Source organism: Rahnella sp. CFA14(1/10) (assembly GCF_004195095.1).
GTDB classification, from domain to species: Bacteria; Pseudomonadota; Gammaproteobacteria; order Enterobacterales; family Enterobacteriaceae; genus Rahnella; species Rahnella perminowiae.
Genome location: NZ_SEWS01000005.1, coordinates 246856 through 260475, shown reverse-complemented (window position 1 = coordinate 260475; position 13620 = coordinate 246856). Strand labels below are relative to the sequence as shown.

Annotated in this window: 10 protein-coding genes; 5 read left to right on the top strand and 5 right to left on the bottom strand. The window is 52.4% G+C overall.

Annotated elements, in window-relative coordinates; genetic code table 11:
• Positions 1–221: 221 nt before the first annotated feature.
• From EVX52_RS12105 to dgt, 3 genes are all read right to left on the bottom strand, one after another.
• Positions 222–1382, bottom strand: coding sequence for a CdaR family transcriptional regulator (locus tag EVX52_RS12105; RefSeq protein ID WP_129991352.1), 1161 nt, complete (start codon positions 1380–1382; stop codon positions 222–224).
• A 238-nt stretch (positions 1383–1620) separates the two neighbouring features.
• On the bottom strand, positions 1621–3072 hold the full coding sequence (degP, locus tag EVX52_RS12100; protein ID WP_129953123.1) for a serine endoprotease DegP: 1452 nt from the start codon (positions 3070–3072) through the stop codon (positions 1621–1623).
• A 330-nt stretch (positions 3073–3402) separates the two neighbouring features.
• Positions 3403–4917, bottom strand: a complete 1515-nt coding sequence (gene dgt / locus EVX52_RS12095) for a dGTPase (RefSeq protein ID WP_129953124.1) — start codon at positions 4915–4917, stop codon at positions 3403–3405.
• Between the two features lie 183 nt (positions 4918–5100).
• Between dgt and mtnN the strand changes: the two genes are divergently transcribed.
• The 3 genes from mtnN to EVX52_RS12080 all read left to right on the top strand — a co-directional run bounded on the left by mtnN (position 5101) and on the right by EVX52_RS12080 (position 7184).
• Complete coding sequence (gene mtnN / locus EVX52_RS12090) at positions 5101–5805, top strand: 5'-methylthioadenosine/S-adenosylhomocysteine nucleosidase (protein WP_129953125.1); 705 nt, start codon at positions 5101–5103, stop codon at positions 5803–5805.
• The gene (gene btuF / locus EVX52_RS12085; RefSeq protein ID WP_129991351.1) at positions 5805–6617 is read left to right on the top strand and encodes a vitamin B12 ABC transporter substrate-binding protein BtuF; all 813 of its coding nucleotides are present in this window, start codon (positions 5805–5807) and stop codon (positions 6615–6617) included. The genes mtnN and btuF overlap by 1 nt, the downstream gene beginning before the upstream one ends.
• 321 nt (positions 6618–6938) lie before the next feature.
• Positions 6939–7184 (top strand): hypothetical protein, encoded by a 246-nt coding sequence (locus tag EVX52_RS12080; RefSeq protein WP_129953127.1) that lies wholly within the window; start codon positions 6939–6941, stop codon positions 7182–7184.
• Between the two features lie 106 nt (positions 7185–7290).
• On the opposite strand, the gene erpA is transcribed toward EVX52_RS12080, so the two are convergent.
• The gene (erpA, locus tag EVX52_RS12075; protein WP_370278338.1) at positions 7291–7650 is read right to left on the bottom strand and encodes an iron-sulfur cluster insertion protein ErpA; all 360 of its coding nucleotides are present in this window, start codon (positions 7648–7650) and stop codon (positions 7291–7293) included.
• An 88-nt stretch (positions 7651–7738) separates the two neighbouring features.
• Complete coding sequence (gene clcA, locus EVX52_RS12070; protein WP_129953128.1) at positions 7739–9202, bottom strand: H(+)/Cl(-) exchange transporter ClcA; 1464 nt, start codon at positions 9200–9202, stop codon at positions 7739–7741.
• A gap of 186 nt (positions 9203–9388) precedes the next feature.
• On the opposite strand from clcA, the gene hemL reads away from it, so the two are divergent.
• Positions 9389–10669: a glutamate-1-semialdehyde 2,1-aminomutase gene (gene hemL / locus EVX52_RS12065; RefSeq protein WP_129991350.1), complete on the top strand. Its 1281-nt coding sequence runs from the start codon at positions 9389–9391 to the stop codon at positions 10667–10669.
• Between the two features lie 276 nt (positions 10670–10945).
• Positions 10946–13606, top strand: a complete 2661-nt coding sequence (locus tag EVX52_RS12060; protein ID WP_165385180.1) for an autotransporter outer membrane beta-barrel domain-containing protein — start codon at positions 10946–10948, stop codon at positions 13604–13606.
• Positions 13607–13620: the final 14 nt, after the last annotated feature.

The following is a 13620-nucleotide window of genomic DNA, read 5'->3' as shown; positions in this document are numbered from 1 at the left end:
TCTCCGGAATTAATGACAACGCCTCTAAACAGAGATAAAAGTCATTCCATTCACAGAACTGTAGGGTTCAGAGAGGAAGGAACGCAGCCAGTATATGAACAACGTTCCTTTTACTCATTGGGCAATCTTCCAAGCATAAACAGCCCGTTGCATTTATCCTGAGGCAAATGCCCAGCCACATGGGAGTTGTTTCACAAAAAATGAAACAGCTGTGATGGCTGTCACAGATGGTTATTATCTAATTGCAGAGCGACGTAGAGCAATAAACGATCGTCGAAATTACCCAGATCCAGACCGGTTAATTCCGAGATACGGTTAAGGCGATATTCCAGTGTATTACGATGAATATACAATGCTTTAGAGGTCGCAGTCGGCTGAACGTTATTCTGGAACCACGACACCAATGTGCGCCGCAGTAATCCATTGCTATCCGTCGCTTTCAGACGCGCCAGGGGACGCACCAGTTCGTCGGCCTGCCAGCCGCCACGCAGGCTGTCGAGCAGCACGGGTAAGATCAGATCCTGATAGAAATAACAGCGCTGTTCCGGCATCCGCTGCTTGCCTACCGTCATGGTGGTGCGTGCGGTGCGGTAAGAACGGGCGATACTGCCGGGGCCGGTAAAGAAGTTACCCAGGGAAATGCGCACGCGCAGGCGTCCGGTTTCGGTCATGCGCGACAGCAGATGATCAATGCGCTGACGGTGGCTGTCCGGATCCCAGCGATCGTAGCTGTTCAGCGCCGGTTTCAGCACCACCATTTCAGTGAGGGAAACGATAGCGATCAGGTTGTCGCGCTCCGGCGTAGTCAGCAAGGTTTGCAACTGCTGCAGTTCGGCCATGGCGGAATCCACACCAAGCTGTCCGCTGTCTACTTCTACCACTGCCGCAACGCGTGGCCGGTTCAGGTCGATGCCCAGACGCTGCGCCCACTCCATCAGCGCCGGCGAAAGCTCATCCACACGGATCAGGTTAAGCACCAGTTCTTCACGCAGACGGCTGTCCTGCGCCAGCATATGCAACAGGCGCGCCTGTTCGAGCATCATTTCCGCCGTCATACATACCAGCTCGCCATACTGACGCAACTGGGACGGATTGCCCGTCAGACCGATAACGCCCACGATCTGACCGTCGATACGCAGCGGCAAATTGATACCCGGACGTACACCGTGCAAATGCCGTGCAACGCCTTCGTCGATATCGACAATACGCTCCTGCGAAATCGCCAGCAAAGCGCCTTCGTGCAATTCACCAAGACGCTGATCGTCGCCGCTGCCAATAATCCGTCCGCGGCCATCCATGACATTCACATTACTATCAATAATTTGCATTGTGCGGGCAACAATTTGTTGCGCCAGCTTTGCATCGAGATGATACGCCGACATGGAGCCCCTGCCTTGCCTGTTTTATCGTTGTTAAAACAGCATACTCAGGCCGTGATGCCCACACATTATGCAAATGCCCAAAGAGCGAAAGCGCCTATTGAAGTTGCGGGTAACGTCACAGTTTTAAGCAAATGCCCAACCTGCCCGGCAAAATCCGCATAATTTATGTGTGTTACTGGAAAACAGGCAAAAAAAAGCACGCCGGAGCGTGCTTTGTATGCGGTCTTGCAGGCGTAAATTACTGCGCCAGCAGATAAATGGAGGTATCGCCACGCTGAATATCCAGCGCCAGAACGTTTGGCTTGGTGTCGAGAATTTTACGCAGCTCACCCAGATTGGTTACTTTCTGCTGATTCACACCCAGGATCACGTCGCCTTTTTTCAGGCCGATGCGCGCCGCCGTTGAACCCGGTTTCACTTCATCGACTTTCACACCTTTCTGATCGCCTGCCGCACCGTTGCTCAGTTCAGCCCCTTCGATGCCGGTATAAATATTGCCGGATTCCACTTTCGGTGTCTGAGTGCTTTGCTCGATAGTGACGTCAACGTTCATCGGTTTGCCTTCACGCAGCAGGCCGAGCGTCACTTTAGTACCGATTGGCAAGGTGCCGATATCAGCACGGAACGAGGCGAAGCTGCTGATCGGTTTACCGTTCATGCTCAGTATCACGTCACCGGCTTTGATGCCCGCTTTCTCAGCGGCGGATTTCGGCATGACCTGGCTGATGAACGCACCGCGCTGTGCGTCAACTTTCATGGCTTTCGCCAGTTCGGAGTTCAGCTCAGTCCCCATGATGCCCAGTTCACCGCGTTTCACCTGACCGAATTCGATCATTTGTTTAGACAGGTTTTTCACCATGTTACTTGGGATCGCAAAACCGATACCGATGTTGCCGCCGTCCGGGGCCAGGATCGCCGTGTTAAGGCCAATCAGTTCACCGTTGAGGTTCACCAGCGCACCGCCGGAGTTACCCCGGTTAATTGCCGCATCAGTCTGGATGAAGTTTTCGTAGTTCTCAATATTCAGGCCGGAACGACCCAGTGCGGAAACAATACCGGAAGTCACGGTTTCGCCCAGACCATACGGGTTACCGATTGCCACGGTGTAATCACCCACACGCAGTTGTTCGGAATCAGCCATCTTAATCGCCGTCAGGTTTTTCGCATTTTCTAACTGAATAACGGCGATGTCAGAACGCGGATCCTTACCGATGACTTTCGCGTCGAACTTGCGGCCATCGTTGAGCTGCACAGTGATTTTAGTGGCGTTATCCACCACATGGTTGTTGGTGACAACATACCCTTTGTCGGCATCAATGATGACACCGGAGCCCAGCGCGCGGAAATCTTCTTTCTGTTCAGGCACTGGCTGACCGTCCGGCCCCTGGCCACCGCCCTGGCAAACCGGAGAACCCTGGAACGGCGAGCCGTCCTGGCACAGCGGTGAATTTTGACCAAAGAATTGCTGGAACTGCTGGCCCATACGCGGTGTTTTTACCGGCGCGCTGCCTTCAACGTTAACGCTCACCACGGATGGCATCACTTTTTCAAGCATAGGTGCCAGGCTAGGAAGCTGAGTGGTACTGGTGCTGGAAGACGCTGTTTCAGCAGCCAGTGCAGAAGAAACCGGGGCCATTGCCATGCCGATGCTTAACGCTAATGCGCTGAGGAATAAACTCGATTTTTTCATTTTTCAGGATCTCTTAAAATTATTGTGGCAACCAAAAATAGTCGCATTGCTTGGTAGTCGTGATACTGAGAGAGTATTAATAACGTGAAGTTCATCAGGGTCGAACGGACAATGGTAAAAAATTATTGTCAGTGCTTACAAATGGCGAACTTTCAGACAGTTCAGTAAAGAAACTTAAAGACATTTAAATTTAATCCTTAACTATCACCCTAAATAATTCGTATTACCGCAAGACGGCAAGGGCAGAAATCCCGGTGAGCTGACATGAGTCAGGGATCCGGATAACTGAAAACAGCCAATGCCTCTGTCATACGAAATATGACGGGAAAATTACTCAGCCGCCATTAGTCTTCTGTATTCATCGTATGCATAAAGGTCAGTCATACCGCTGATATAATCCTGGATCATTCGCGCCCGGTAATAAAACTCCTGCGCGGCATGTTCCGCGACCGGTAACCCTTCCAGAGCCGCCACAGCATTGTTGTAAGCCAGACGATGTTTAGCAGAAACCTTATGCAACAGACGGGTTTCTATAGGATATTGCTTGTGCGTGTCTTCCTGAACCAGACGGGTAAAATCGGTCAGCGGCATATCCAGCAGCGGGCTGTAAATATCCAGTAATCCGCTGATCACCCGATAGCCTTGTAATTCCAGCTCCTCCACTTCGTGATGATTGAATACCTGTTTGAAGGCGACCGCTTTATAAATCTCTAACAACCGGTTGGCCTGGCTGTCATCTTCGAGTAATGCATGATTAAAAGTGCCCTGATAAATATCTTCTATATGATCAATGAATCTGCGGGCAGCATGGGGCACCAGTTGTTTCACCGTCTGAACACGCAGTTCCATAAAGAAGTAATCTACTGGATTACGGAACGTTTTCGCTTTATCCATTTTTTCGTAAGCGGTGCGAACCACTTTATCGAAGAAGTCATTTTTCTCTATTGTGCCCCACTCGCGACACAGATATTGATAAAGCTGTTCAACGCTGAAAATACTTTTTTCAACTGCATCTTCCAGATCCGCAATGCAGTAAGAAATATCATCGGCCGCTTCCATAATGTAGGTGAGCGGAAAACGGTTAAATTCACCCATCCCGAGTTCGCTGCGCAGTTTATTGATGAACGGCTCTTCCGCCAGATAAAAACCCGGTTTTTTCATCAGGTAATCATGCGAGGCCAGTTTGGTCATTGAGTACGCAGGGCGGGTATATTTCAGAATGCACGCGGTCTGGCTGTAGGTCAGATTGAGTTTCAGCAAAGTGAAGACCAGCCGGATGGCCTGCGCATTGCCTTCAAAATTAGACAGATCGTAGCGGATTTTACTGCGCAGCTGATTCAGTTCAGTATCGCCTGACGTCAGGCGTAAACACGCGACCAGACAGGAATCGATTTCCTGCGGCGTTTCGCCGCAACCGGAAGTATCCATCCGCCTGGCAAACCAGTTATTGATGGCGGATTCACCAAAATGACCGAACGGTGGATTGCCGATGTCATGCATCAGGCATGCCATTTCGACCACACTTTCAAACGGATCCGTCACCTCGTCCAGCCCGTAATATTCCAGTTTTCCCTGCCGGCCCAGACGATGCAAAATTTCTTTGGCAATGTGACGCCCGACCTGTTGAACTTCAAGGGAATGGGTCAGGCGGCTACGAACGGCGGCATTTTTCTCCAGCGGAAAAACCTGCGTCTTTTGTTGCAGGCGACGGATGGCTGCCGAGTTGATAATGCGTCCGCGATCGCTTTCGAACTGACGGACGACGTCATAGGCATCGCGTGCCTCGATCGGTGCGCTGAAAGGGCGCTGAAAATTGAATTTCGCTTTAAAATCGATCCCGGACATGTTTTCCCACCTTTTCAGCCACTCACACATCAAACCGACGCACTTTTTGCATTAACAACCTGCATCCCAAACGGATTATTTCTTATCTTTAGCCATGATAGACTATCGCGCATTGTTTTCGTGATTAAACCGACAATTCCGCACATGCTGCGGCTCATTCCATACACATCTGCGAGTATTCATATGAAAGTAGGCATTATCGGTGCAATGGAGCAGGAAGTGACTCTGCTGCGCGACAAGATCATCAACCGTCAGACTATCGAACGTGCGGGCTGCGAAATCTATACAGGCCAGTTAAACGGCGTAGACGTGGCGCTGCTGAAATCCGGCATTGGTAAAGTGTCTGCGGCGATGGGCACCACGCTGCTGCTGGAACATTGCCGTCCTGATGTGGTGATTAACACCGGTTCCGCCGGCGGTCTGGCGAAAACGCTGAAAGTCGGCGATATCGTCGTCTCTGATGAAGTGCGGTATCACGATGCTGATGTCACCGCGTTTGGTTACGAACCGGGCCAGATGGCCGGTTGTCCGCCTGCGTTCACCGCTGATCCGGCACTGATTGAACTGGCAGAGAACTGCATCCGTGAACTGAACCTGAACGCCGTCCGCGGCCTGGTTTGCAGCGGTGACGCCTTCATCAATGGTGCCGCGCCTCTGGCACGTATCCGCGCGACCTTCCCGCAGGTTGCGGCTGTCGAAATGGAAGCTGCCGCTATCGGTCACGTTTGCCACCTTTTCGATACGCCGTTCGTGGTCGTTCGCGCGATTTCTGACGTTGCCGATGGTGAATCTCACCTGAGCTTTGAAGAATTCCTGGTTGTCGCCGCACAGCAATCCACTCTGATGGTGGATGCGATGCTGACAGCGCTGGCAGCTTCCGAAGAATAATGATAAGCCGGTTCTGCCTCATTCTGAGCGGCCTGCTGTTGCCTGTGGTGGCCAATGCCGCACCTGCACAACGGGTGATCACGCTGGCACCCAGTCTGACAGAACTGGCGTTTGCCGCCGGTCTGGGCGACCGGATAATCGGAGTTAGTGCTTACTCCGATTATCCACCCCAGGCCAGAAAGCTTGAGCAGGTGGCTAACTGGCAGGGAATCAACGTTGAACGCATTGTGACGCTGAAACCTGATTTGGTCCTCGCCTGGCGGGGCGGTAACCCACAACGCCCGCTGGATCAGCTGATTTCGCTGGGGATACAGGTTATCTATCTTGATCCGCAAAATGCTCAACAGGTAGCACAGGCACTGGAACAGCTGGCGGTGTACAGCCCTTCGCCGGAAAAAGCAAAACAAGCCGCGGCGGATTTCCGTCAGCAATGGCAGGCGCTGAAGCTGAAATATCGCCGCGAAAAATCGGTTTCTGCCTTTATTCAGTTCGGCACCCAGCCGCTGTTTACGGCTGCCGCCACCACAATGCAAAGCGAAGTGCTTAACGTGTGCGGCGCAAAAAATATTTTCGCTGACAGCCGCGTACCCTGGCCTCAGGTCAGCCGGGAACAGGTTTTAAGCCGTCATCCTCAGGTTATTGTTATATCAGGCGGAAAACCGCAGAAACAGGTGATAGAAGATTACTGGGGCCCGATGCTCAGTGCGCAGGTTATCGCCCTGGATCCCGACTGGTTCAGCCGCGCCGGACCGCGTATCCTTCTGGCTGCACAACAACTTTGCCCGCAGCTTGCTGCTATCCCTGAAGGGTGAATGCTCACCAACATGAAAGTGTATCAACGGGCAGACCCGCAGGCGCCTTCCCGGATTGTTGTATTATTAACCGAAATCAATAATTTTTCGTCGCCTTCTGTTACTCTATCCGGCGTAACATCCTTCGTACGTTGCCACCCCCGCCTTACGATTATCTGTTTGTTAAACAAGCAAATTAATATAAATAACGGTATGAACAACGACAAAAAAGCGGTTTATCTCCAAATCGTAACAACTTCGGATTAAAGACCGCGAAAATTAGACCGATAACCTTTTCAGCCAGGCTGATTTTGTTGATCTACACCAGCAGGAATAACAATAATGAAAGCTCTTTTACTCAGTGTGCTGCTCGCACTGAGCCCGCTGTTTGCTGTCGCGGGCATGACGGGCGGCCAGATTGGCGTCAGCCTGACGATCATGCCAGGTTGCAAGATTAATGCTGCGCGCACTCACACTTCAGTCATCTGCGCCAGCCGGACGATGATGCAACCGCACATCAGCGAAAAAATGCTTACCGCCGTGCCGGGGATTAGCCCCGGTTCGAAGCTGGTGACGGTTGAATGGTAACCCCCTTGTGAATACTCACTTACCTGAGCGCCCTTTTGAACGGGGGTTTTAAGCATAAAAAAGCCCGTCTGCATGCGCAAACGGGCTTTTTCTTTGAAACGGGTAATTAAATGCTGAAAGAGGAACCACAACCACAGGTGGTTTTTGCATTCGGATTGGTCACCACAAAACGTGAACCTTCCAGCCCTTCGGTATAATCCACCGAACCACCGACCAGATATTGCAGGCTCATCGGATCCACCACCAGCGCCACACCGGCTTTTTCGATGGTCATGTCACCATCATTAATTTTGTCGTCAAAGGTGAAACCGTACTGGAAACCGCTACAACCGCCCCCGGTGATATACACACGCAGTTTCAGGTTAGGGTTTTCCTCATCGGAAATCAGGTTTTTCACCTTACGTGCCGCGGCCTCAGTAAACTGTAACGGCAACGCGGCTGTTTCATTCAACAATGCTTCACTCATAATTTCTCACTCCCAATCCGCATTTGTTCAGGCCGCCGGATTGACTGTCTGAATAATATACTCATTATCTTATACCTGAGTTAATGCTTCAAGTATGGGCATTTTTGGCTGCGTTGTCCTGCTCATTGGTGCTTTCAGTGGTAACCCCGGCCTGCGTTTTTTCGGCATTCTCACGTTCCTGCCTCTGTAAGGTGCGGGTCAGGATGGCGGAATACAAGGGCTTACCGCCCAAAAACTGCGCCAGCAGGGTCGCCCCCAGGCAGGTAATAATCATCGGTAAAATCAGCTGATAATTATCGGTCATCTCCAGCACCAGCACGATACCGGTCAGCGGTGCACGCACACTGGCGGCAAATAGCGCGCCCATTCCGGCAATGGCAAAAGTGGCAGGCTGAATGCCGTATTGCGGGAACCACGCCAGTGCCGCCGTACCGAATGCGGTGCCGAGCAACGTGCCCAGCGCCAGCATCGGGGCAAAAATCCCCCCCGGTGCACCGGACGCAAAGCACAACAGCGTCGTGACCACCCGGACAACGAAGATCGCCAGCAACATCATCAGGCTGTATTTTCCTGCCGCCGCCAGCGGGATCAATGCGAATCCGCCCCCGGTGGCTTCCTGATGCACCAGCCCGAGCAGGCCGCAGAATCCTCCCAACATGCCGCCGATCAGCAGGATTTTACGCAGATTTCCACCATGCACGCGGGCAAACATATCCTGCGTACGGAAAATAAGGGCGTTAAAGCAGACGCCGACCACACCAAATACCATGCCTAACACCAGATACAACCACAGTGTGTTGAGCGGCGCACTTGCCAGTTTGCCGACTTCAATCACCGCGCCGTCACCGTTAAAAATACGGAAAACGATACTCGACATGATCACGCCGATAAACACCGCTTTTATCGAGATCAGGCTGTAACGGAACTGCAGCCGCATCTCTTCGAGAATAAACAGAATACCGGCAAGCGGCGCATTAAATGCGGCCGAAAGACCGGCCGCCGCACCGGTTGCCAGCAACGAATGCCGCGCCTCCGCACTGCGCAGCCGGAAAATATCGACCATCATTTTCCCGACATTCGCGCCCATCTGAACAGTTGGCCCTTCCCTTCCCAGCACCATACCCGCGCCCAGCGTGCCCATGCCGCCGAAAAATTTCACCGGGATCACACGCCACCAGCGTACCGGCCTTAATTCCTCCAGCGCGCCTTCAATTTCCGGAATCCCTGAACCGCCCGCCTCGGGCGCATAACACCGAACCAGATAGTACCCGACCATCGCCAGTGCGGCGGAAAACACAAACGTCAGTGGCCACAGCAGGATCCAGTAATCACTGAAGACATCCAGCCCGGAAAGCCGGACCGCCATCACCCAGTTCACCGCTTTTTCGAATGCTACGCCGAGTAAACCGGCGGCCGTGCCGACCACAGCGGCGACAAGCAAAATGGTGACCGGCGTTTTATCGCGACGCAATACAAGGCGCAGGATTTCGCTGCGTTTGCGCGGACCGCGCGCGGGCGAATCCGCTAAAATTTCAGTGTCTGATTCATTCATCACGGAAGGCGAAATACAAAAAAGGTTATGGAAGGTAAATGGATTTAATCATACAAATTGCCGTCCTGACAGGATCTGCAACAAAATGCCGCACGGTTTACGGTTTGATAACGCCGCTCAGTTCACTAGAATGGGCGCGTTAATCTTTTCATCACATATTGAACCCAGCAATTCAGGAGCCGAATAATGAGTAAGTCAGAAAGTCTGTTCACGCAGGCGCAAGCGCTGATCCCGGGCGGTGTTAACTCGCCGGTACGTGCCTTCTCCGGCGTCGGCGGCACCCCCTTATTCATCGCGCGTGCTGACGGCGCTTTCCTGTTTGATGCCGATGGTAAAGCCTATATCGACTACGTGGGTTCATGGGGACCGATGGTGCTTGGCCATAACAATGCTGAAATCCGCAATGCGGTGATTGAAGCGGCAGAGCGCGGTCTGAGCTTTGGGGCACCGACCGAGATGGAAGTCAAAATGGCCGAACTGGTGACCGGTCTGGTGCCCAGCATGGACATGGTGCGCATGGTGAACTCCGGCACCGAAGCGACGATGAGTGCCATCCGTCTGGCGCGTGGTTTCACGCATCGCGATAAAATCGTCAAATTCGAAGGCTGTTACCATGGCCATGCCGACTGCCTGTTGGTGAAAGCCGGTTCCGGCGCGCTGACCCTCGGCCAGCCAAACTCACCAGGCGTACCGGCTGATTTTGCCAAACACACGCTGACCTGTACCTATAATGATCTGGATTCTGTCCGCGCCGCGTTCGAACAATTTCCTGACGATATCGCCTGTATCATTGTTGAGCCGGTCGCTGGCAATATGAACTGTGTACCGCCATTGCCTGAGTTTTTGCCCGGTCTGCGGGCAATTTGTGATGAATTTGGCGCACTGTTGATCATCGATGAAGTCATGACCGGTTTCCGTGTCGCACTGGGTGGTGCGCAGGATTATTATGATGTGATGCCTGACCTCACATGCCTGGGTAAAATCATCGGCGGCGGAATGCCGGTGGGCGCATTCGGCGGGCGCCGCGATGTGATGGACGCGCTGGCACCGACCGGTCCGGTGTATCAGGCGGGTACGCTTTCCGGTAACCCGATTGCCATGGCTGCCGGTATTGCCTGCCTGACACAAGTCGCACAGCCGGGCGTTCATCAGACCCTGACCGAACGCACCACCCAACTGGCCGAAGGCTTGCTGGACGCGGCACGCAAAGAAAATATTCCGTTTGCGGTGAATCACGTCGGCGGCATGTTCGGGTTGTTCTTTACCGATGCTGAAACCGTCACCTGCTATCAGGATGTGATGAAATGTGACGTTGAACGTTTCAAAAAATTCTTCCACCTGATGTTGGATGAAGGTGTTTACCTCGCCCCCTCCGCGTTCGAAGCAGGTTTTATGTCTATCGCCCATACGCAGGAAGATATTCAGCGCACCATCGATGCAGCACGTCGTTGTTTCGCTAAGCTTTAATAATGTAAATTAATTTATTATTCACGGGAGGAATACCTTCCCGTGATATATATAATATCTGTATTTTATTTAACCACCGCCAAAAGATACAATTCCGGCTTTTCAAATATCACTTCAAATGAATGATGCAAAGGAATTGTATTCAGCATGGTATATAAAAATTATTTAACTTCCAGGACGACAGGGAATATACCTGTTAAATCCCGGATCTCTGTACTCAGAATTGCCCTTTATACCGCACTCCCTCTTTTTCTGGCACAGGGAATTCCTCTGGCAATGGCGGCCTCTGCGCCGGTAAAAGCAAACAGCGGAGCGACCCTGCTCACAACCACGTCTTTCGATGGCACCGACACATTATTCCAGCCTGCAGAAAGCCTTACCGATCCCACAGGTACTGCCGTCATTGTTACGGGTGACGGGAATACTTTCGAAATGGTACGGCCTTCACCGTCAGACAGCGAAAGCATTGTGCCTGAAATAACCGGAAAAAATGGTATTTTATTTGAGGGGAATAATTCAACACTTAATAACACTGTAAGTATTACTACAACCGGAACAGAATTTGCCGGTGATGATTATGCTGTACGAATGAACGGTAGCGGAACGGTCAATAATAGTGAGTCTGGTTATATTGAATCTCAGTCCGATGCTATCTATCTCAAGGAATTTTCAACCGTAAATAACAGCGGCACAATAAAAGCGTCCAATCCTGACAAACCACGCACAGCGGTTTATTTTTATAACGGCGGCCACTATAACAGTACCGAAGGTAGCGTGGTGAACAGCACCGGCTACGGTGTGATATTCAACTCAGCAGCAGACGGCGATCCGCAAAGCCAGATACTCAATTCCGGACTCATCTCAGGTAAAACCGGCGGTGTGGTAGGCAGGGGAAATGCCAATGGGGTGATAATCAACCAGGCCGGAGGCACGATATCTTCTGAACTGGATTCAGGCATCCTGATTTCTGACACTGCCAGTTTCGATATCACCAATTACGGCACCCTCTCAGGGAAAGAAGCAGCGGTTAATTTCTCAGGCACTGGCAGCAATTCCCTGACACTTAGCACCGGATCCGTGCTCAACGGCGACGTTATCAGCAGCACAGCAGACACCAATACCCTGGTGCTTTATGAAACCGGATCTGAGGATGCCAATTTTACCGGCACGTCGGCCGGCACTGGCTTTAAAACGCTGACGATGAACGGTAATGACTGGGTATTGTCCGGTGATATCAACCTTACCGGCAGCGATGAATCAACATTGTTGGTTAACCAGGGACAACTGACCCTGAGTGGCAATGTCACCTCGGCGGGAAATGCCCTCATCAATAGCGGCGGGGGATTACTGGTTGAGGCTACCGGCTCCCTGACCGCACCTGAAGTAAATGTCGCGCAAGGTGCCTGGTTTGCTTCACAAGGGAATGTTACGGGTGACATTAATAACAGCGGAACGGTGATGGCCTATAACGCCCTGCCCGGTAAAGCATCAGTCACCGCTGGCACAACAACGTTGCAGGGAAACATGAACAATGCCGGCACACTGTTGCTGGGCGGCGGCCAGGTAGGTAATCGCTATGTCATTACCGGCGATTATACGGGCGATAACGGAACCGTAGTGATGAACAGCGAACTGGGCGATGATGCATCACTGACTGACACACTGGTGATCGGAGGTAACAGCTACGGACAATCTTCCCTGACCGTCAATAATATCGGTGGAATGGGCGCTGAAAGCCTGCAAGGCATGGAAGTCATCAGTGTAGAAGGCACTTCTGACGGGCAGTTCTCGCTGGCGAACCGCGCGGTTGCCGGGGCATATGAATATAACCTGTTCCAGAATACCCAGAATGGCGACTGGTATCTGAGTTCGGCAACCGCGCCGGAACCGGATCCCACCCCGGAGCCCGACCCTACGCCTGAGCCTGATCCAATTCCTGATCCCACCCCGGATCCCATTCCTGACCCCACGCCTGAGCCGACGCCGGACCCGACACCGGCACCTTCGCTCTATCGCCCTGAAACCGGTGCTTATCTCGGTAACCAGCTGGCTGCGCAGCGTATGTTCACGTTGCAGCAGCATGATCGCGGTACTGCACAAAAAAGTGAGGACGGGCGGGCCTGGCTGTTCATTCACAGCGATGCGACTGAGCTTAATGCGGCGGGCGGCGATTTATCCCTGGATATCAACAGTACCGCACTGCAACTGGGAACTGAGCTTCTTACCGGCGATACGGCCAGTGGTGGCCAGTATCAGTTAGGCATCATGGCAGGTGTTGGCGAAAGCAGGACTCAATCGCAAGCAGAGGGCAACCACTACGGCGCAACGGGTAAAGTAAGCGGTTATAGCGTGGGGACCTATGCGACCTGGTATCAGGATGCGCAGCACCAAAAAGGCTGGTATGTAGACAGCTGGGCACACTATGCCTGGTATGACAACAGCGTACAGGGCGACCAGCTGGACAAAGAAAACTACCGCAGCCAGGGGATCCAGACTTCACTGGAAACAGGGTATCTGCTGGCTTTCGGCCAGTCAGCAACCCGTGAATGGACGGTTGAGCCTCAGGCGCAGGTTATCTATAACCGCTATGACAGTGAAAACCACACCGAAACCAACGGTAGCCGTATCACCGGCGGCAGTGATGATGCATTGCAAAGTCGCGCGGCTATTCGCTTATCTAACCGTAGCAGCAATGACAGCAGCGCACTGGTTCCTTATGTAGAAGTGAATTGGGAAAATGGCCAGTATGCAGATTCTCTGACCTTTAACGGCGATACCCTCAGCAGCGATGTCCCGGAAAACCGCTATGGATTGCGGATGGGTCTCAGCGGAAAAGCGTCAGAAAACATACAGGTCTGGGGTCAGGCGGGTGCCTCTGCCGGTGAAAATGATTACAGCAACTATCAGGCCGCTGTCGGTTTAAAAGTGAATTTTTAAGACGATATCAGCTG